The 21166-nt window shown below is 54.1% G+C and carries 17 protein-coding genes; 9 read left to right on the plus strand and 8 right to left on the minus strand.

Annotated features, from left to right (window positions below; translation table 11 throughout):
* Nucleotides 1-203 precede the first annotated feature (203 nt).
* From ACMHXI_RS14910 to ACMHXI_RS14920, 3 genes are all read left to right on the plus strand, one after another.
* Complete coding sequence (locus ACMHXI_RS14910) at nucleotides 204-2420, plus strand: DUF4401 domain-containing protein (RefSeq protein ID WP_413735344.1); 2217 nt, start codon at nucleotides 204-206, stop codon at nucleotides 2418-2420.
* Nucleotides 2417-2935, plus strand: coding sequence for a GDYXXLXY domain-containing protein (locus tag ACMHXI_RS14915; RefSeq protein ID WP_413735346.1), 519 nt, complete (start codon nucleotides 2417-2419; stop codon nucleotides 2933-2935). Before ACMHXI_RS14910 ends, ACMHXI_RS14915 begins: the two co-directional genes overlap by 4 nt.
* A 253-nt stretch (nucleotides 2936-3188) precedes the next feature.
* A complete protein-coding gene (locus tag ACMHXI_RS14920) occupies nucleotides 3189-6026 on the plus strand; it encodes an ExeM/NucH family extracellular endonuclease (protein WP_208186559.1) in 2838 nt (945 codons plus the stop codon).
* A gap of 117 nt (nucleotides 6027-6143) precedes the next feature.
* Here the strand turns inward: ACMHXI_RS14920 and fabV are convergent, their stop codons facing one another.
* From fabV to pspF, 7 genes are all read right to left on the minus strand, one after another.
* Nucleotides 6144-7346 carry an enoyl-ACP reductase FabV gene (gene fabV, locus ACMHXI_RS14925; RefSeq protein WP_025887141.1) on the minus strand — a complete coding sequence of 401 codons (1203 nt, stop codon included), beginning with the start codon at nucleotides 7344-7346 and terminating at the stop codon, nucleotides 6144-6146.
* A gap of 116 nt (nucleotides 7347-7462) precedes the next feature.
* Complete coding sequence (locus ACMHXI_RS14930) at nucleotides 7463-8248, minus strand: ATP-binding cassette domain-containing protein (protein ID WP_025011219.1); 786 nt, start codon at nucleotides 8246-8248, stop codon at nucleotides 7463-7465.
* The gene (locus ACMHXI_RS14935) at nucleotides 8229-9236 is read right to left on the minus strand and encodes an oligopeptide/dipeptide ABC transporter ATP-binding protein (RefSeq protein ID WP_129979313.1); all 1008 of its coding nucleotides are present in this window, start codon (nucleotides 9234-9236) and stop codon (nucleotides 8229-8231) included. Before ACMHXI_RS14935 ends, ACMHXI_RS14930 begins: the two co-directional genes overlap by 20 nt.
* A gap of 2 nt (nucleotides 9237-9238) precedes the next feature.
* The gene (locus tag ACMHXI_RS14940; RefSeq protein WP_028780445.1) at nucleotides 9239-10129 is read right to left on the minus strand and encodes an ABC transporter permease subunit; all 891 of its coding nucleotides are present in this window, start codon (nucleotides 10127-10129) and stop codon (nucleotides 9239-9241) included.
* Complete coding sequence (locus tag ACMHXI_RS14945) at nucleotides 10116-11147, minus strand: ABC transporter permease (RefSeq protein WP_025011221.1); 1032 nt, start codon at nucleotides 11145-11147, stop codon at nucleotides 10116-10118. Before ACMHXI_RS14945 ends, ACMHXI_RS14940 begins: the two co-directional genes overlap by 14 nt.
* On the minus strand, nucleotides 11147-12751 hold the full coding sequence (locus ACMHXI_RS14950) for an ABC transporter substrate-binding protein (protein ID WP_232786089.1): 1605 nt from the start codon (nucleotides 12749-12751) through the stop codon (nucleotides 11147-11149). Before ACMHXI_RS14950 ends, ACMHXI_RS14945 begins: the two co-directional genes overlap by 1 nt.
* 226 nt (nucleotides 12752-12977) lie before the next feature.
* Nucleotides 12978-14057 (minus strand): phage shock protein operon transcriptional activator, encoded by a 1080-nt coding sequence (gene pspF / locus ACMHXI_RS14955; RefSeq protein ID WP_219012890.1) that lies wholly within the window; start codon nucleotides 14055-14057, stop codon nucleotides 12978-12980.
* A 179-nt stretch (nucleotides 14058-14236) separates the two neighbouring features.
* Here pspF and pspA point away from each other — a divergent pair, with 179 nt between their 5' ends.
* The 6 genes from pspA (at nucleotide 14237) to ACMHXI_RS14985 (ending at nucleotide 19506) form a co-directional block, all read left to right on the plus strand.
* A complete protein-coding gene (gene pspA / locus ACMHXI_RS14960; protein ID WP_025887146.1) occupies nucleotides 14237-14920 on the plus strand; it encodes a phage shock protein PspA in 684 nt (227 codons plus the stop codon).
* A 20-nt stretch (nucleotides 14921-14940) separates the two neighbouring features.
* Entirely contained in the window at nucleotides 14941-15174 is a 234-nt protein-coding gene (gene pspB, locus ACMHXI_RS14965) for an envelope stress response membrane protein PspB (protein WP_025011223.1), read from the plus strand.
* On the plus strand, nucleotides 15167-15556 hold the full coding sequence (gene pspC, locus ACMHXI_RS14970; protein ID WP_025887147.1) for an envelope stress response membrane protein PspC: 390 nt from the start codon (nucleotides 15167-15169) through the stop codon (nucleotides 15554-15556). Before pspB ends, pspC begins: the two co-directional genes overlap by 8 nt.
* Before the next feature lie 54 nt (nucleotides 15557-15610).
* Nucleotides 15611-17047, plus strand: coding sequence for a YcjX family protein (locus tag ACMHXI_RS14975; RefSeq protein WP_215794794.1), 1437 nt, complete (start codon nucleotides 15611-15613; stop codon nucleotides 17045-17047).
* Between the two features lie 3 nt (nucleotides 17048-17050).
* Nucleotides 17051-18184, plus strand: coding sequence for a TIGR01620 family protein (locus ACMHXI_RS14980; RefSeq protein ID WP_413735351.1), 1134 nt, complete (start codon nucleotides 17051-17053; stop codon nucleotides 18182-18184).
* A gap of 128 nt (nucleotides 18185-18312) precedes the next feature.
* A complete protein-coding gene (locus ACMHXI_RS14985) occupies nucleotides 18313-19506 on the plus strand; it encodes a trans-sulfuration enzyme family protein (protein ID WP_219012888.1) in 1194 nt (397 codons plus the stop codon).
* Nucleotides 19507-19554: 48 nt separating this feature from the next.
* Here ACMHXI_RS14985 and ACMHXI_RS14990 read toward each other — a convergent pair whose 3' ends face one another.
* Complete coding sequence (locus ACMHXI_RS14990; RefSeq protein ID WP_025887150.1) at nucleotides 19555-20949, minus strand: DASS family sodium-coupled anion symporter; 1395 nt, start codon at nucleotides 20947-20949, stop codon at nucleotides 19555-19557.
* Nucleotides 20950-21166 lie beyond the last annotated feature (217 nt).

Consider the following 21166-nt stretch of genomic DNA (forward strand, 5'->3'; position numbering starts at 1 on the left):
GCGGCCTGCACTTGCGTGGGCAGCAACAGACAAGCCTGAAAGAGGCAAGCCAACAGCCACTGCCAAACAGGGGCTTTTCTCGATATCTTCCGCGCATGGAAACGTCCGACACACAAACCCTACCTCCAACCCTGCTGATCTGTTTGATCTTGTGATTAAATATAGGAACTTAATTCACTCAAGGAAAGCGGGCAGGTCATTTCATGGATGCTTTGCAACAACACAGAGCCCAGGCCAAGCAGCAACTTTATCTATGGCATTCGCAACATCTTGTCTCGTGGGCTGCGTGGCGCAACGCCTTGGGATTACTGCCATCACCTGGGGCCAAGCAGAGCCTGAGCTTTTTCAACCCTCTGCTGCTGGGGAGTGCTGCGCTCTGTTTTGCTTCGGCGCTTATCTGCTTTTTTGCCTACAACTGGGCCGCTTTACCGCGCATGGGCAAGTTGGCGTTATTGGAAACCGGCTTGCTGGGCTGTTTGTTGCTGGCCTTTGCGTTGAGCCGATGGCTAAAGCCACCCCTTGCCGACAAGGCACTAGGCGCTTTGCCCTGGCTCCTGTTTGTGGCCTGTGTGTTTATCGGCGTCTTGCTGGCCTTTATCGGCCAGAGCTATCAGCAAGGGGCTGACAACTGGCAGTTGTTTGCCGTGTGGGCACTGCTTATTCTGCCCTGGGTGGTGTGTTTGAAACTGGAAGCCGGTTATCTGCTGCTTATCTTGCTGTTGAACCTGGCCCAGTGCTTGTTACTGCAGATAACCTCATTGCCGTTTGCAGACCTGTTTAGCTTGCTGGGGGATGACAGGCTCGCCATCCCTTGGTCACTGTTTGCGCTCAATTGGCTGCTGCATCAATGCCTGCTTCGTTTTGCGCTGACAGACAAGCACGGCATCCCCCTCAGCGAGGTAACAAGCGGGCTGCTGAGTTGGGGCTTTTTGTTGCTGGCGAGTTGTTGGACACTGTTCGACTCCTTGAGCAAAGAGCAGTTTATTGCTGTGGTTCTCTACGGGGTTGTTGCCGCAGCGCTTATACGAGGCTATCACACAAGGCGTAAACTCTACGGCATGGCGCTCGGGCTTTTCGGCACGGCAGCGCTGTTTGATCTCTGGTTGCTGCGCTTGCTGTCTGAAGTGTTTGACGGTGATGCCGTGGTACTGCTGTTTGCCCTGATGACGCTTTGTGTGCTGCTCAGTGCCTCAGTTGTCGCCTTGCTGCTAAAGCGCTTGCAGGCTGACTATCTGGCCGCTGCACCAGAGCAACAGACCCAAAAACATAAAGATGCGACAGCCGACACAGAGCCCTGGGAGGATGAGCAAATCGTCCCTAATGCGGGCAGCCTTTTCTGGCAAAGGCTGCAGCAGGCGGGCATTGTCTCGGGGGATGTAGCACAAGAGACACCAGAGTTGCAAAGTCCCTGGTATCTCAAGGCAATGCTTATCCTGTTTGGCTGGTTAGCCGGGATCTGTTTGCTGGGTTTCATCGGCACCAGCCTGGCGTTATTGTTGGACGATATTCAGCCTGGGTTGTTGCTGAGCCTGGCGCTGGCAGCATCTGCAGTGGCCTTTGGTTTGAGCCGAGGTCAAAGTGGACTGTTTATCTCTCAGTTTGCCTTGAGCTTTGCCGTTGCCGCCTTGGTGCTCTATGGCATAGCCTTTGATGAGCTGCTGTTTGAAGTGGCCTCCTGGCGCTGGTGGTTGATGCTGGCTCTGGCGGCCTTGCTTCACTGGTATCTGCTGCCACCTTATTTGACCCGGTCCAGTTGCGCGCTGCTGGCATTATTGGCCTTGATTGCGCTGTTGCAGACTCTTTCATTATTACCCTTGGTGACGCCGGCACTGCTACTGGGCTTTGTGCTGCTTTGGCGTCATGAGGCCGACTGGGGCAAGACGCCGCTTCGCTGGCGCTCCCTTGCCATGGCCATGACCTTGGCGCTGCTCTTTTGTCAGACGCCGCAATTGGTTTGGCTGGAAGGTGTCTGGGAGTTAAAGAGTTCCGGCATGAGCCTTGCTATGTTGCAGGGCGCGCAATGGTTACTTGAAGCTTTGCTGCTGTGGCAACTTTGGTGTCTTTTCGGCAGTCGAATGAACGCAATCCGGCATCAATTGGATGGGCGTTCGCAGGTGCTGTTGCTACTGGGACTGCTGTCGGCCTTGGTTTGGTTTTGGTGGATCCCCGGGCTTATCGCCGGCGCGTTGGTCGCGGTTTTCGGCTTTGTGCTGGCCGAGCGTTTGCTGCTCTGGCTCGGGGTCCTGGCTATGCCGGTTTACTGCGGTTATTACTATTACTCGTTGCAGCAAACCTTGTTGGAAAAATCCTTGCTGCTGATGCTGCTTGGCGTGAGTCTGCTACTGCTCTGGTTTGCGCTCAAGCCTTTGAGCGACAGGCCTGAGTGGCTGGCGGCGCAGAATGGAGGAGAGCAGTCATGAAACCCAAATTGACGCCAAAAATCATGGGGTTGTGCCTCATCTGGGGGCTGCTTTGTTTGCTGGTCATCAACATTTCCGTGTGGCAGAAAGAGCAGCTCTGGCAGCACGGGGAGCCCATCTTGCTTGAGCTGGCACCTGTGGATCCCCGCTCGCTGATGCAGGGGGATTATATGCAACTCGATTATGAGTTGGCCCGGCAACTGGCCAATGAGCTGCGTGCAAAAGGGCAGTTTCAGGACAATATGCAGGGCTGGCTCAGAGTGAGTCTCGACGAGCAGCAGCGCGCCGCTTTTGTGGCGCAGGAGAGTGACCCGGATGCTCCTTTGTTGCAGCAGCAAAGACGCTTGCCGTTTAAAGTCCGTCAGGGAGAAGTGCAATTGGCGAGCCAGGCTTTTTTCTTTGAAGAGGGCCAGGCCGAGCATTTCAGCCAGGGGCATTATGGCGAGCTGAGATTGGGCGCTGACGGGGAGCTGATGTTAGTGGGCCTGCGTGACAGCCAACTTAAGCCGCTTTGAACCTAAGAGTGGTAAGGCCATGTTCTTAGAACACTAGAGTTACTCTGGCGCTTTCAATTTTGTCTCCAGGCTAACCCCTTGATAGGACTAATTAACTAACACTAAAGTTTGATAAATATTTTACATATTGCAACTTGATTGTAACCTGTGGCCTTTATAGTGGCTGCATCTCCGGATGCGGGGATGTGGAAATAACATTACTTATTGATAAATAAGAAAATCACTATAATCAGGATATATTTCAGGGGTCAATATGTTAACCAAGGCAAGTCTGCTTGCCCTGGCCGTGGGCAGTATTGCTGCCCAGGCTCAGGCGAGCGAGCAAGTGATCATTTCCGAATATGTTGAAGGCTCAGGCAATAACAAGGCCATCGAACTCTTTAACGCCGGCAGCCAAGCTGTCGATCTCAGCCAGTATCAGCTGGATATCTTCTTCAATGGCAGTAGCAGCGCAGGCAGCAGCATTGCCCTGAGCGGCATGCTGGCCGCCGGTGGCACTCATGTATTGGCCGACAATGATGCCGACGCTGCAATCCTGGCATTGGCGCAGCAAACCAGCAGCGCCAGTTTCTTCAACGGTGATGATGCCCTGGTGCTGAGCCGTAATGGTGAGGTGGTCGACAGCCTGGGCCAGGTTGGGGTGGATCCCGGCTCCGAGTGGGGCAGCGGTGATGTTTCCACTCAAAACAATACTATAAGGCGTAAGCTGGACAACTTGAGTGCGGATCTCGACCCCTTCGATGCGGTTGACCTCAGCGGTTGGGATGGTTTCGCCATCGATAATATCGACGACCTGGGGGCCTTTGGCGGTAATGCCGGCGAGCCGGGTGAACCGACAGATCCCGGTAATGGCGCCTTGGTTTGCGGCGATGCGGCTACACCCATTCATGCATTGCAGGGTAGCGGTGAGGCCAGTCCATTGGCCGGTGAAACCCTGGAAGTGGAAGCAATAGTCACCAGCAACCAGGAAGCGGGTCTCAAGGGATTGTTCCTGCAGATGGCCGATGCCGAGGCGGATGCCGATCCTTTGACCTCGGAAGGGGTGTTCCTGTACACAGGCAATAGCGCCAGTGGTTATCAAGCCGGCGACCGAATTCGAGTGCGGGCTCAGGTCACTGAATATCAAGGCCTGACTGAACTGACCAATGTCAGTGCCAAGGCCTTGTGTGCCACATCACAGCCTCTGCCGAGTGCAGCCAGAGTGAGCCTGCCGGTCAATGACAGCAGTGCACTTGAAGCCTTCGAAGGCATGTTGGTCAGCTTTGAGCAGCATCTTACGGTAAACGAAGTCTACAACCTTGGCCGTTATGGTGAGGTGTTGTTGGGTTCAAGCCGTCACTTTATCGGTACTCAGGTGGCCAATCCCGGCGCCGATGCCTTGGCGGTCACGGCAGCCAATGCCCTGGATTCCATAGTGCTTGACGATGGCCTGACGGCACAAAACCCGGATCCTGTTATCTATCCAGCCCCAGGCCTGAGCGCCGCTAACCCGCTCAGAGTCGGTGATACTGTCACAAACCTCACCGCGGTGATGCATTACGGCTTTGGCATTTACCGTTTGATGCCGGTCGATACCGTCAACTTTGTTGCCGCCAATCCCAGAGCGTCCGAGCCTGAGTTGAATCGTCTCGATGCCTTGACAGTTGCCAGTTTCAACGTGCTCAACTATTTCAACGGCGATGGCCAGGGCGGTGGTTTCCCCACGTCCCGTGGTGCCGATACTCAAGATGAGTTTGAGCGCCAACGAGCCAAGATAATCGCGGCGATGAAAACCATTAACGCCGATGTCTTCGGTTTGATGGAAATCGAGAACGATGGTTTCGGCAGTAACTCGGCAATTGCCGATCTGGCCCGCGGTCTCAACGACGCCATTGGCACTGACAGCTATCGCTATCTGGCGCCACAGGTTAATCGTATTGGCAACGATGAGATCAGTGTCGGTATTCTGTATCGTCAGGACAGAGTCACCCCAGAAGGGGTAGCGGCGATTCTGGACAGCAGCAATTCGGCGCTGGATGACAATGGTCAGGTGCTGTTCAACGATGGCAAGAACCGTCCCATGCTGACCCAGAAGTTTAGCGTCAACGACAGTGAGGATAGCTTTGTGGTGGCGGTCAACCACCTCAAGTCCAAGGGCAGTGATTGTAATGCGCTGGGCGATCCTGACATGAACGACGGCCAGGGTAACTGTAATCTGACCCGAACCCGCGCAGCCATGGCGATAGGCCAGTTCCTGCAGGCAGAATATCAGGATGACAAGGTGCTGGTGATAGGGGATCTCAACGCCTACGCCAAGGAAGATCCGCTGACGACCCTGGCCAATGCCGGTTACGCCGAGCTGTTTGGCGAGCTTGGTAAGCCTTCAGCATACTCCTATGTGTTCTCCGGTGAGTCGGGACAGCTAGATCATGCACTGGCCAATGAAGCCATGCTGGCCAATGTTCGTGATGTGACCGAGTGGCATATCAATACCGATGAACCCAGGGTGCTGGACTATAACACTGAGTTCAAGACGCCGGAGCAACTGCAAAGTTTCTACAGCAACGATGCCTTCCGTTCATCGGATCACGACCCTGTGATCATCGCCCTGGACTTTGCCGCGGCCAATCAGGCACCGGTTGCCGAGTTCTCAGTGCAGCAAAATGGTGCCGCGGTGGCGCTCTCTAGCACTTCGAGTGATAGCGACGGTGAGTTGGTGAGCCAAGAGTGGGATCTGGGTGATGGTACTCAAGCCTTTGGCGAGCAGGTGAGCCATGAATACCAGCAAAGCGGTGTCTACCTCATCACTCTGACCGTGACCGATGACAAAGGTGCCCAGCACAGTGTCAGCCGTGAGGTAACCGTTGAGATAGCCCCTGAGCCGACCGAGCCTGTGGCGGTTATCCGTCATCTGGATCTTTGGCTGCTGCAGGTGTTTATCTCCGAGAGCTATGATCCTGACGGTTATATCAAAAAGCAGCAGTGGCGCTTCAACGATGGGCGTAGATTCAACGGCCCGGTTGCCATGCGTATTGGCGGTCGTGCCAATGAAGTGACACTGACAGTGACCGACAATGATAAGCAAAAGGCCAGCACCAGCCTGAGCTTCTAATCAAAAATACCCGAAAAGGTAAAACGCCCCCAATAGCTAAGGCAATTGGGGGCGTTTCTTTTGTGCATTTAATCAAGAGCAGCGTTTACAGCGACTTGATACTTGCCTGCACCTTGTTTAGAGCTCTATAACATCAAACTCAACCGCCGGATTAACGTCGGCATCATAGTCTATGCCTTCGATACCAAAGCCAAACAACTTGAGGAATTCGGCCTTGTACTCACGGTAGTCGGTCAGCTCACTGAGGTTTTCTGTGGTGATTTGTGGCCAGAGATCGCGGCAATGCTGCTGGATATCTTCTCTCAGTTCCCAATCATCCAGGCGCAGGCGGTTGGCATCGTCTACTTCTGGCTTGCTGCCATCGGCCTTGTATAGGCGCTCGCTGAACATACGGTAAATCTGTTCCATGCAGCCTTCATGCAGGCCTTCTTCGCGCATCTTCTTGAAGACCATGGCGATATACAGTGGCATTACCGGAATAGCCGAACTGGCCTGAGTGATCACACTCTTGAGCACAGCGACATTTGCACTGCCACCCTTGGCGGCCAGTCTTTGGTTCAGTTCGCCGGCGGCGCGGTCGAGATCCATCTTGGCCTTACCCAGAGCGCCATGCCAGTAGATAGGCCAGGTCAGCTCTGTACCTATATAGCTGTAAGCTACTGTCTTGCAACCATCGGCCAGCACGCCGGCCTTGTCGAGGGCATCTAGCCACAGTTCCCAATCCTGACCACCCATCACAGTAACAGTATCTTTGATTTCCTGCTCTGTCGCCGGCTCAACCGAGGCTTCAATGATGGTGTCTTTGTTGGTGTCCACCGCGGTAGAGCGATATGACTCACCGATAGGCTTGAGGGCCGAGCGGATCACTTCGCCGCTGTCTGGCAGTTTGCGTACAGGCGAGGCCAGTGAATAAACCACCATGTCTATCTGGCCCAGATCGGCCTTGATCAGCTCAATCACCTTGGCTTTGGCTTCATGGCTGAAGGCATCACAGTTGATGCTCTTGGAATACAGGCCTTCAGCCTTGGCAAACTTGTCAAACGCCGCCGAGTTGTACCAACCGGCTGTGCCGGGTTTGGTCTCAGTACCGGGCTTTTCAAAAAAGACCCCGATAGTGGCAGCATCGGAACCAAAGGCGGCGGCAATACGGGAGGAGAGACCATAACCACTGGAAGAACCTACCACCAGTACTTTCTTGGGGCCATTGGCTATCTTGCCTTTGGCCTTGGTGGTGTTGATCTGCTCCAGCACGTTGGCTTCACAGCCCAGAGGATGAGTAGTGGTACAAATGAAACCACGAATTTTAGGTTTAATAATCATGTCTTAGCTTCTTCTTCCGAAAACTGTCATTAGGATAAGTATTTCAACTCTAATTGGTACTGATTTTTTCAAAAAGCCTGCCGACGGGGCAGTGGTTGGAGCAGTTTGAACCCTTATCAACGCTTGCGGGCCAGTTGTGCCTGCTCCTGTAATAATCTTTGGGTGTATTCGTGTTGCGGATCATTGAATAGGGTCTCGGTGGCGGCTTTTTCCACCATCACCCCCTTGTGCAACACCATGATCTTGTCGCTTACATGGCGGATAACATTGAGATTGTGGGACACAAAAATATAGGAAAGCCCCATCTCTTTTTGCAGCTTGAGCAGCAGGTTGAGGATCTGGGCCCGCACCGAGAGATCCAGCGCCGTCAGAGCTTCATCGGCGATAATGATCCTCGGGTTGAGCATCAAGGCCCGGGCCACCGCCACCCGCTGTTTCTGTCCTTCGGAAATCATGTGGGGATAAAACTCCACGTGTTCCGGCAGCAAGCCGACTTTGCGCAAAGTCTCAACCACTTGCTCACTGCGGGCATGGGCCGAGAGCCGGGTATTGAACCTCAGCGGCTCATTGAGCAGTTCCCCTATGGTCAGCCTGGGGTTGAGTGAGGTATTGGGATCCTGGAATATCATCCGGATAAGTCTGCAGCGCTGTTTCAGATCATGGCTGTCGAGCGGCTCACCATTGAACAGAATTTGCCCGCCGCTGCGATACTCGGCACCGACCAAAATACGGGCCAGAGTACTCTTGCCGGAGCCGGCTTCACCGGCAATGGCCAAGGTTTCGCCACTGTTGAGTTCGAACGAAATGGGCGCCAAAGCCTCAGTATATTGGCGGCGAAAGCCCTTGTAGCCGCTGAAGTAGCGTTTGCTCAGGTCCGTGACTTTAAGCAAGGGAGTCGTCATCAATAGGCTCACTCTGATAAGGGAAATGGCAGGCGTAATATCTGTCTTTATGATGGCTCAGTTGCGGTTGTACCACGCATTGTTTGCGGGCTTCCGGGCAGCGAGGCCCCAGGCGACAACCTATCGGCAGATGTTGCAGCGCCGGCACTGAGCCAGGCAGGGTCGGCATCAGCGTTTTGTGGGCTGCAGGGCCTGAGTAGTCCGGCATATTATCCAGCATCGCCTTGGTATAGGGATGATAAGGCTGCTCAAGTAGCTCTGCGGTAGGGCCGGATTCCATCACCTGACCGCTGTAGAGCACAGTCAGACGGTTACACCAGTTCGACAGTGTGTCCAGCTCGTGGCTGATCAGCAAGATGGCGACGTTCTGCAACTGATTGAGCTGAGTCAACAGACGAAATATCTGCGCCTGGGTACTGGGTTCCATCGAAGCCGTGGGTTCATCGGCGATCAGCAACTTGGGACGATTGGCGAGCGCCATGGCGATCATCACTTTCTGGCATTCGCCTTCGGAGAGTTCCCAGGCATAGCTTGCCAGCACCCGCCGCGGCTCTTTGACCCCCACCTTGTGCAACCATTTTTGTGCTGTAAGACGCCGCTCTTTACCGCGGCGCCAGAAAGGTGCCTGCTTATTCAGCGGCATGGCTTCAATCAATTGGCTGCCCACAGTAAGCGCCGGGTCAAAGCTGCCGGAGGGATCCTGAAATATCATCGACATATCAGAGCCCATAAGGCTGCGCCGCTCTGCCTGATTCATTTCCATCAGGTTGCGGCCATCCCACATCATGCGATCGGCGGTGACAGTCCAGTTGGGGCCGGGGATCCCGAGAATGGCCCGCGCCATGAGAGAGCGGCCCGAGCCGGATTCACCGACCAGACCATGGATTTCACCGGCATTGACTGTCAGGCTGACTTTTTCCAGCGCCTTGACCCGCCCATGGGGCGTGTCCAGTTCTATGGTGAGATTACGAATATCGAGTAACGGCATAATCAGTTTCTGATGGGCGCAAGCGCCGATCTCAGTCCATCGCCGACCAGGTTGACGGCCAACACACTCAGCAGGATAGCGGCTCCCGGAATGGTCACTGTCCAGGGAGCGGTCAGCAGGTTATCCAGGCCCTGGAATACCATGGCACCCCATTCGGATTTGGGCGCCTGGGCACCGAGATTGAGGAAACCCAGCGCGGCGATATCCAAAATGGCCGCCGATATTGCCAGCGTTGTTTGAATAATCACAGTCTCCCAGACATTGGGCATAATCACAAACCAGAATATCTGCAGACCATTGGCGCCATCCAACTTGGCGGCGGTGACATATTCTTTTTGCAACTCTTCATGCACGGCTTGATGTATGGCGCGAACAAACTGAGGCGTGAGCGCGATACCCACGGCCCAGAATACGTTCATCAGCCCGGGGCCCATTACCGCCACCACCAGAATAGCCATCAAGAGTGATGGAATCGACAGCAAGGCATCGAGCAGGTGCCCTAGGATACTGGACTTGAGGCCGCGCATCATCCCCGAGAATGAACCTATGATAAATCCGACCAAGAGTGCGGTGGCAACAATCGCCAGCGCCATGCCAAAGGTGTAACTGGTGCCGTGCAGCAAGCGGGAAAAGATATCCCGGCCGAGATCGTCTGTACCGAGAAAGTGCTCAACCGTGCCGAGATCGTCCCAGGATGGTGGCAGTAACAGGGCGTTGGGATCTTGAAAATCGGCCGGGTAGGGGGCAATCATGGGCCCGAACATTGTCAGGATCAGCAGGCAGAGCACGCCCCAGAGCCCGGCAAGCGCAAAAGGATTGGCGGCAAAGGTACGCCAGAGCTTGAGGCTGGGGGATGGAATATCGTCTTCCTGATAAATCTTAATTTGAGGCATAGAGTTCCTTCCTGCTGAGCGGATTGGTGGCTGTGTGCAGCACTTCAATCAGAATACTCAGAAAGATAATCAGCAGCGCTACCGCCAGTGTGCCGCCCTGGATCACAGTGTAATCCCGTTGGTAGATACCTGATACCAGCCAGGAGCCGACCCCGGGCCAACTGAAGATCACTTCCACCACTATGGCATAGCTGGCAAATGGCCCCAGCATAAGTCCCAGGTGTTTGAGCAGGGGGATCAAGGCATTGGGCAGGGCGTGGCGCAATACGATTTTACCCGTAGGCAGGCCTCTGGCCTCGGCGGCGCGGATATAGGTCTGGTTCATCACATTCATCATCGCCGAGCGGGTAATACGAACCACCACGGTAAAGGGCAACACAGACAAGGTCAGCGCCGGCAGGATAATGTGCAAGGCGGCATCCTTAAAGGCGGATAAGCGGTATTGCGAGTCGGACAGCAGGGTATCTATCAGCATAAAACCGGTCACAGGCTTGATCTCATAGAGCAGGTTTATCTGCCCGGAAATAGGCAGCCAACCCAGTCTGACCCCGAACCAGAGCGACAGGGACAGCCCGAGCCAGAATACCGGAATCGAGTAACCTGTCAGTGTCACCGCCATGATGGCGTTTTGGGTCAGTTTCTGTTTACTCAGCGAGGCCAACACCCCCAGCGGCACCCCGAAGATGATCGCAAACAAACCGGATACAGTCGCCAGTTCGAAGGAGGCCGGCAATACCGCCAGCAGCTCTTCTGCCACCGGTCGTTGAGAGGTCACAGAAATGCCGAGATCGCCACTGAGTCTCTGCCCCAAGTAGCCAATAAACTGAGAAAAGGAGCCGCCATCGAGATGATAGTCGGCGATGATTTGTGCCTCTTGGGCATCACTCGGTGCCTGGATCCCGGTCAGGGCATAGATGCGGTCCACCGGAAACAAACTGGTGGCGTAGAAGAGTACACAGATAAGGATGAGTGAGGTGGCGACAAAGAGGTTAAGCCTGCGCAGCAGATAAGCAGCCATCAGTTTTGCTCCTTGGCGGGCGATGTTTTTTTCTCAACAGCCGGTTTGTTGCCGTGGCCTATGTTGGCAAAGGCGATGCCGCCAAAAGGCGTGAGGCTGGTTTCGGTCACGCTGGCATTCTTCAGTGCCATACGTTTGGCATGAGCCAGGCTCACCAACGGCATATCCTGTGCCAGAATCGCCTCGGCCTGGTGGTACAGCAAACTTCGGCTTTCTCTGTCGGTCACGCTTCTGGCCTGGTTGAGCAGGACATCAAACCTGGGGTTACACCAGCGGGAACGGTTGTTGTTGGAGGCGATAGAGCCACAACTGAGTAAGGGGGTAAAGAAGTTATCCGGATCGCTGTTGTCGGCGTTCCAGCCGATGAGTACCGAGTCATAATCACTGCGTGCCAGTTTTTGGGTGAACACACTCCAATCGTAGTTGACGATATTGACCTTGACACCTATGGTCGCCAAATCGGCCTGGATCAGCTCGGCGGTCTTCAGCGCATTGGGGTTGTATATTCGTGCCACAGGCATAGCCCAGATATCCAGCTCCAGTTTATCTATGCCGGCTTCATCCAACAGCGCTCTGGCTTTGTCAGGGGCATATTCATAACTCTTGGCCGAATCGGAATAGGCCCAGGAGGAGGGCGGCAGAATACCGGTTGCCTCGACGGCTGTGTCCTGATAAACGGCCCTTAGCAGGTTTTGCTTGTCGATGGCGTAGGCCAGCGCCCGTCTGACCCTGACATCATTGAACGGCGGCTTTTGGGTATTGAAGGCCCAATAGGCCACGTTCATTCCTGGGCGGCTTTCCAAAACCAGGTTGTCGTGCTGCTCAATAACCGGCAACTCACCGGCCTTGGGCAAGGCCGAGACGCTGCAATCACCGGTGATCAGCTTGGCCAGGCGGGTAGTGCTTCGCGGCGTGATATCGAACACCAGCATTTCAGACTGCGGCATATTGCCCCAGTAACCTGGGTGGCGCCGGTAGCGGATATATTCATTCTTAACGTATTGCACCAGCATAAAGGGGCCTGTTCCTATCGGCTGGTTATCCAACTGCTGCGGGCTGCCTTGGGCAAGAAGCTGATCGGCATACTCTTTGGAGAGGATCACCGCAAAGTCGGTGGCCAGGTTGGAAAGGAATGAGGCATCGGGCTGGGTGAGTTCAAATCTGACTCGATATTCGCCTTGTTTGCTGATGGATTTTATCAGCCCGGCAAAACCTATGCTTTGGAAGAAGGGGTAACCGCCCTGAGCTACCTCATGGAAAGGGTGCTGCTTGTCTATGATGCGATTGAAACTGAACAGCACATCATCTGCATTGAAATGCCGACTGGGGTGAAAGTAGGGCAGATCGTGAAACTGGGTACCCTGGCGCAGCTCAAACTCATAACTGAGGCCGTCTTCGCTTATCTGCCACTCGGTTGCCAGTGCCGGAATGATATCACCGCTCTCGGGATCATAATCCACCAGGCGGCTATAAATTTGGTGCGAGGTGGCATCGATTGTGGTTCCCGAGGTCACCAGCTGCGGGTTGAACGACTCGGGATTGCCCTCGGAGCAGTAAACCAGACCGGAGGGCACTTTCTGTTGACCACAGCCGCCAAGCAGCATTGTCAGAGCCAGGCCGGTCAGTATGCTCCCGGTCAGCTTCAGGCGCCGGCATGAGCGGAATAAACGCCCTGCCACAAGATCTCCGTAGAGCTTGCTCCTGGAGACTTGCGCCATTGCATCAGAGTCTCGCCCGGGGCGTAACGTCAGCAGATTCATTGCAAAATCGTTAGTTATTCAGATGTTGACCGAACATTTTAGCAGTGCAGCCGTTACCTGGGCAATCGGCTTATGCCTTATCGAGCAAATTGTATTTTTTCAGTATGCCTCTGAGCTGATGGTAGCTAAGCCCCAGTAGCTCTGCGGTTTTCTTTTGATTGAACTGGCTGGCGCTGAGCGCACGTTGAATAAGGTCGGTCTCGAAGTCCTCACAGCACTGTTTGAAGTCCACCGGGAACTGTATCTGGTTTGCCGAAGGTTCAGGGCTATCGTTTGTCGGTGCGGCGGCACTGCTGGCAAGGACTTCATTGCCAACTTCAGCGGTCGCCAGCTGGCGACTATGAGTTTTGACCCGCTTGGTGGGCCGGTAGGGCGAGGCAAAAGGGTCGAGCACTATATTCTCAATCGGTTCGGGGTTATGACCATGGCGATAGACGCTGCGCTCTATGGCGTTTTTCAGTTCCCGAATATTACCCGGCCAGCTGTGATCCATCATGGTCGCCACGGCTTCGGTGGCAAAACCGGTAAACAGCTCCAGTTTGAGCTGACGCGCCATCCCCACGGCAAAGTACTCGGCCAATGGCAAAATATCTTCCCGGCGGCAGCGCAGCGGCGGCAGGGTGATCACATCGAACGCCAAACGGTCGAGCAGATCGGCTCGAAACTCGCCGGCTTCAGCCAGACTGGGTAAGTCTTCATTGGCGGCGCAGATTAGGCGTACATCGGCATTGAGGGTCTTGCTGCCGCCCACCCTTTCATATTCACCATATTCAATGACCCGCAGCAGCTTCTCCTGAATGAGGCCGGACGTATTGGCCAGCTCATCAAGAAACAGGGTGCCGCCGTCGGCGCGCTCGAAGCGGCCTTCATGACGCCCCTTGGCGCCGGTAAATGCGCCGGACTCATGGCCAAACAGCTCACTTTCCAGTAGATTTTCACTCAGAGAGGAACAATTGAGCTTGATAAAACTCTGATCCCAGCGTTGGGAAAGATAGTGCAGACGTTCGGCGATCAGCTCTTTACCCGTCCCCCGTTCACCTATGATAAGCACAGGTTTGGACAGTGGTGCGATTTGGGAAACGTGCTCCAACACCTCCAACAGGGCATTGGATTGACCGATAAGATTGTCTTGCTGATAGGGATTGGCCACGATAACAGTTAGTCTTTAACGCTAATAATTGGTGAAAATCATAATATGCGGGTAGGTTAAATAAATAAAGATAAAGTTAAAATTTATATTAACATATTGATTTTAAATGGCGTTTAAAAGTTGGCACGGGATCTGTATTACAAGAACCGAGACCCACAATAAATGTAGAGGACAGGATTATGGGAATTTTCACACGTTTTGCCGACATCATTAATGCCAACATCAGTGCCTTGCTGGACAAGGCGGAAGATCCGGAAAAAATGGTGCGCCTGATCATTCAGGAAATGGAAGATACCCTGGTTGAAGTGCGTTCTACTTCGGCTAAAGTATTGGCAGAGAAGAAAGAGTTGCTCCGCCGTATTGGCAAAGTGCAGCTTCAGGTGCAGGATTGGCAGGAAAAGGCCGAACTGGCACTGACCAAAGACAGGGAAGACCTGGCCAAGGCCGCGCTGGTTGAAAAGCAAAAAGCCGCTACCCTGGCGCAGACTCTGGAGCAAGAGCTCGAGGTGGTTGAAGAGCATATTGCCCGCCTGAAAGAGGAAGTGGGTCAACTGCAGGAAAAGCTGGCCGATGCCAAGGCACGCCAGAAGACTATCATAATGCGCAAGCAAACCGCTTCTTCACGCCTGGAAGTGAAAAAGCAGCTGGATTCCAGCAAAATTGACAACGCCATGCTCAAGTTTGAACAGTATGAGCGTCGCATCGAAGGGCTGGAAGCTGAAGTTGAGTCCTATGATCTGGGTGGCAAAAAGTCCAGTCTGGAAGAGGAATTTGCGGCACTCAAGGCCGAAGACTCTGTCAGCGCCGAGCTGGAAGCCTTGAAGGCCAAGGTGAAAGGCGATAGCGCCAAAACCAAAAAATAATACAGACTCAGAGGTGATTTATGGATATGGACTTACTGCTGGCACCCCTGATTATCTTCATGATCTTTGTGGCGCCAATCTGGTTGATTCTGCATTACCGCAGTAAACGTCAGGTGAGCCAGGGGCTTACCGAGGCAGAGTTCAAACAGCTTAACGACTTGATAGACACAGCTGACAAGATGGGCCAAAGGATTGAAACGCTGGAAGCCATCCTGGATGCCGAGTCCCCGGAATGGAGGCAACGTCATGACTGAATCAGGCAAGCGTACTCTTTACCGCATTCCCCAGCAAAGGAAGATAGCCGGGGTCTGTGCCGGGGTAGCCGAGTACTTTAATCTGGAACCTTGGTTGGTTCGGGTGGTGGCAGCTTCCATTTTCCTGCTCGGTGGCTCAGGCATAGTGGTTATCATCTATCTGCTGCTGTGGATGATACTGGATGTCAAACCTTGGACAGCCAAAGACACCCATAAGGACATTGGGGTCAAGAAAAAGGTCTGGCAAGCCGGGGAGCCCGCCAAACAGGCGCTCAGAGATGTAAGCAATCGCTTTCAATCACTGGAGCATAGGCTCAGGGCACTCGAACAACATGTCACCTCTGAGCAGTTCGAGTTGAAAAGACAGATCAATAACCTATAAATCCTTGTTCAAGGGGCGGTGCTTACCGCCCCGTTTGTTTGTATCAGGAGAATTATGGCAAGCGTCAGGCAAAAGTTCGGCAAACTCAAACACAAAACCCGCGAGTTGGCACAGCGCACCACAGACAGGCATCTTAGGTTGGCGGTTACCGGCCTTTCCGGCGCCGGCAAGACGGCCTTCATTACCGCGCTGGTGGATCGACTGCTGCGCGCCGGCACCGAGGCTGATGGCAGTGGCTTACCCCTATTTCAGGTGTGCCGCGACGGACGTTTACTCGGGGTCAGGCGGGAGCTGCAGCCTGATTTGACCATAGCCAGTTTTGACTTTGATGCTGCAATTGCCAGCTTGACCGCAGCCAAGCCCAGTTGGCCGGCGTCGACCCGCAGTATCAGTGAGCTGCGGCTGACGCTCAAATATGTGCCTACCAAAGGGATGCTGGCAAAATTGGCCGACAGCGCCAAACTGCATCTCGACATAGTTGATTATCCCGGGGAGTGGTTGCTGGACTTGCCCATGTTGAGCCAGGACTTTAACCGCTGGTCCGAAACCCGCTTTGCCCGGCAATCAACCCTGGAAGCCTCGCCTCTCTATCCTAAGTTTGCTGCGGCGCTGGCGACGCTGGATTTGTACGCCGATGCCGACGATCAGGCGCTGGCCGCCATTGCCGAAAGTTATCGGTTATTGCTGCTGGATCTGGTGCAACAACAGGGGTTTTATCAAGCCCAGCCGGGGCGAATGTTGCTTCCCGGAGAGCTGGCCGGTACGCCAATTTTGGCTTTTTTCCCCCTGTTACCCGAGCAACTCCAAGATAAGCAGCAACTGGCATCGGCCGGACGTCGCAGCAATTATCAGGTGCTCAGGCACAGATATCTGCAATATCTGGCCAAAGTGGTCAAGCCCTTCTATCAGGAGTATTTTGCCGGTTTCGACCGTCAGTTAATTCTGGTGGATTGCTTCAGCGCCCTTAATCGTGGCAAGGCGCAGTTTGAAGATATGGCCGAAGCACTCAATGCCATTTGTGCCAGCTTCCAGTATGGCCAGTCCAGTCTGTTGCGACGTTTGTTTGCCCCCCGAATAGATACTCTGCTGTTTGCCGCCAGTAAAGTCGATCAGGTGACCCGGGATCAGCAGGGCAATGTGTTGTCACTGCTCAGTGCCATGTTGGCGCCCAGTCGGCAACAGGCCGGATTTGCCGGCAGTCGGGTGGAAACCATGGCCATCAGCGCCATCAAAGCGACCCGTCACGGTATGGTCAAAGATGCCGATGGCGTGGAGGTGGAAGTGGTTTGTGGCCGACGCATGAGCGATGGCCAGAAGGTGACCCTGTATCCGGGCGAGGTGCCCAGAGCCTTGCCTGAGCAAGCGTTTTGGCAAAGGCAGGGATTTCATTTCTGTGAGTTTGCGCCGCCCGACAGCCAACCGGAACTAGGCTATGAACATATCCGGCTCGATCATCTGCTGGAGTTTCTTTTGGGCGACAAGTTGAGGTAAGTCGTGGCAAAACACAGTTCAGAAAAGCATGTTGATAATGCTGCCGGCAACGGCAGTCACGCTGATGAAGCGCAACCCACAGAGTTGGCGCCGCAGAGAATTTTCAGTCATCAGCCGGAATCCGCCGCCGAATTGGCCGCGGCCAAGGATTTCCAAGGCGATGACTTTGTTGAATACCCCACAGAAGCCGAACTGGAACAAGTGCTGAGTGCACAGCCCAAGGCGGATCAACTCATCTCCCTCAAGCCCAAACGCTGGTCCTGGTTGGCGCGCTTGGCTCTGTTGGGCGTGATGGCGGCGGTCGTAGTGCAGACACTGCTCGGTCTTATCGATGCCTGGCGCGACAGCCCTTGGCTGTTTGGTTTTTACAGCCTGGTGCTCGCTTTGGTGCTGGCCTGGGTAGGCAAGCTTTGTTTCGGGGAATGGCGCAAACTCAAACGCCTGCGCCAGGTGGAAGATACCCAGCAAACCGGGCAACGCCTGCTCGGCAGTATGCAGATGGGCGAAGCGCGCGATTTTATCTATGGTATTTGCAAGCAGATGCCCAAGGGGCCAGAGCAGGACAGGCTGCAGACGCTGCTGAATCCGGAGCAGAATGATGCCGAGCAGTTGCAGCTGTTTGATCAGGTAGTGCTGACCGAGCGCGACAAGGTTGGTATGAAGCTGGTGCGCCGTTATGCGGCCGAATCGGCCCTATTGCTGGCGGCCAGCCCGCTGGCGGTCCTGGATATGGCGCTGATCCTCTGGCGTAATCAGAAGATGATCCAGGATATCGCTCGCTGTTATGGGGTAGAGCTGGGTTATTGGAGCCGTATTCGGCTGATCCGCGGGATCCTGGTCAATATTCTCTATGCCGGCACCACAGAGCTTGCCACCGACTTGGGTACCCAATTGCTGTCGGTAGAGATGTCCGGCAAGCTTTCGGCGCGGCTTGGTCAGGGGCTGGGGGGCGGTTTGTTGACGGCGAGACTTGGCTATCAGGCGATGGCGCTTTGTCGGCCGCTGGCATTTTCCAGTGCCAGCAAGCCCAAACTGTCGCGGATCCACAAAGAACTACTATTGGAACTGAAGGATTTTTCCGCCTCAGTGCTGGCCAGAAAAACTGAACGTAACAAAGATTTTACAACCAAGGAGTAATGATTTTTGCTTGCCGATTTGGGCAAGTCTTGCTGACTCAGTATGTTGGTGCCAGGACAACTGATCATCCCGGGCGAGAAGCCGAATAACAATATAAGGGATGGGCGGACTGACATGAGGAGTTAAGCATGCAACACAAGCAGCCAAAAGCACTGCACTCAGCCACACTGGCTATTCATGGTGGCCACTCGGGCGAGTCTTCCGGGGCATTGGTGTCGCCTTTATATCAGAGTGCCACCTTCTGTTTTGATACAGCCCAAAGCGGTGGTCGCCGCTTTGCCGGTGAAGAAGAGGGCTATATCTATACCCGCTTGGGTAACCCGACGGTTGCCGAGCTTGAGCGGCGTCTGGCGCTGCTTGAAGGCGCTGAAGCAGCAGCTGCTGCCGCGTCCGGCATGGGCGCGGTATCGGCGGCCTTGCTGGCATACTTGAGCTGTGGCGACCACCTGCTGGCTTCCTCGGCCGTCTATGGCTGTACTTTTTCATTAATGACAGAGCAGTTTGCCCGCTTCGGTATTGAGGTGTCTCTGGTGGATTTTGCCGATCTCGCGGCCGTCGAGGCGGCTATACGCCCCAACACTCGGGTGATTTTTTGCGAAACCCCGGTGAACCCGCATCTGGCCGTGTATGATCTCCGCGCCATAGCCGCTATCGCCAAGCGCCATCAACTGACCAGCATAGTGGACAACACCTTTATGACACCGTTGCTGCAGCAGCCACTGCAGTTGGGAATCGATCTTGTGGTTCACAGCGCCACCAAGTATCTCAATGGCCACGGCGATGTTATTGCCGGTATCATCTGTGGCTCACAGGCGGCGATAACGGCCATCAAGCAACAACAACTAAAAGATATTGGCGCCGTGCTATCACCTTTCGATGCCTGGTTGATTTTGCGAGGCCTGAAAACCCTCTCGGTACGACTCGAACGTCATTGCGATAACGCCGAGCGCCTGGCGCAGTATCTCGAATCCCATAAAGCCGTGGCCAAGGTACATTATCCCGGGTTGGTTTCCCATCCGGGCCATCAGTTTATCGGCTCGCAGATGCGCAGGGCCGGTGGGGTGTTGGCGTTTGAGCTGAAGGCCGATTTGGAGCAGTCCATGGCTTTTGTCAATCGACTGGGATTGTTCAAAATTGCCGTGAGTCTGGGGGATTGTGAGTCGCTTATTCAGCACCCGGCGTCCATGACCCATTCACCCTATACCCAAGAGGCGCGTCTTAAAGCCGGCATAGGCGACAGCCTGCTGCGAATATCGGCCGGGCTTGAGGATGTGGATGACCTGATAGCCGATCTGGAGCAGGCACTGACAGTGATCAGTTAAAAGAGACAAGGCGAGCATGGCTCGCCTTGTTTTTCGGGCTTGCGAGAATCAAATGCCCCAGAAGGTGTGGGCTATGATATAGAGCACCAACATACTGATGAAGTTGATGATAATACCGGCACGCATCATTTCAGACTGCTTTATGTAGCCTGAGCCGTAGACTATGGCGTTAGGTGGCGTGGCCACCGGCAGCATAAAGGCGCAGGATGCCGAAATACCTATGAGCACCGACAACATTACGGGCGATAGCCCCAATGCTTCGGCGATAGCGGCAAACACAGGTACCAGCAAGGCGGCACTGGCGGTGTTACTGGCAAACTCGGTCAGCATCACCACAAAGAAAATGACCGCAAACACGAACAGCGACATATGGGTACTGCCGAAGATGTCTGTCATCCAGTGGGCCAGGAAGACGCTGGTACCCGTGGCTTTCAGTACGGCACTCAGGGTCAGACCGCCGCCGAACAGTATCAGCACACCCCAGTCGGTGGTTTTTTCTATTTTCTTCCAACCAACCAAGCCAAGCCCTGCCAGCAAAACCACTGCAGAAAGAGCGACTATGGTGTCAAACTGGCTGATACCGCCAAGGGCGGCCGATAGAGGCTGACTGAAGATCCAGCAGCAAACTGTGGCCAGGAAAATAAGCAGAGTCAGTTTTCCCTGGAAACTCAGTTTTTGATCTTCGATATCCAGTTTACATTCCACCGACAGATCCGGTTTGAAATACAGATAAAGGGCGATAAGCATGGTTGGCAACATCAAAGCGACGGTCAAGAGGCCAAACTCCAGCCAGTCGCTGAAGCTCAAGCCGGCCTGGGCAGCAGCGATGGCGTTTGGCGGACTACCTACCAGAGTGCCTATGCCACCAATGTTGGCTGAGTAAGCGATACCCAGCAGCATAAAGACATAGGTGTTGTGCTGGCTCTCTTTATCCAGTTGCTGCAAGATCCCCAGTGCCAGAGGCAACATCATGGCCGCTGTGGCCGTGTTGCTGATCCACATAGACAGCAATGCGGTTACCCCAAACAACATCATACAGGCGATGCTGAGTTTACCTTTGGAAGCCAGCAGCACCTTTTGGGCGATAAGGGTATCGATTTTTTGATGGTGCAGGGCAGCAGCCAATACAAAGCCACCAAAAAACAAATAGATAATTGGATTGGCAAAGTTGCTCATGGCAGCTTTGGTTTCAAACACACCGAAAAATACCGCCAGAACCGGAATGAGTATCGCCGTGATACTCAGATGAATGGCTTCAGTAAGCCAGAGCACAGCGGCAAATACCAAGATAGACAGACCGGTATTTACCCCGGGTTCAAAAGGTAAAAAGCTGTGCAATAGAAAAAGCAGCAGGATATCTGCAGCCAAGATCAACATGTTACGTTGTTGGGTGCTCTTCTCTGTCTGCGAAGGGGGTAAGCTTTCCGTTTGTTCTAAAGACATTCTCAACTTCCTCGTCTTGTTTTTATGGCAAGCAATTTAGGGCATAGCTCACATTTGGCAAAGGGCTTTCTTGGGTAAGTTAACTACCATGCCCACTACATTTGCATGAGGAATCTATCACGAAAGTGGTAAATATGAGAGTTGTATCACCATAAATTGATCGCCTTTGAGCGTTTTGTTGTTTCAAACGGTTAACTAAGGAGCACAGCCTTTATTT

Source organism: Shewanella sp. BJSY2023SW005 (assembly GCF_047314585.1).
In the GTDB taxonomy this organism is placed as follows: domain Bacteria; phylum Pseudomonadota; class Gammaproteobacteria; order Enterobacterales; family Shewanellaceae; genus Shewanella; species Shewanella algae.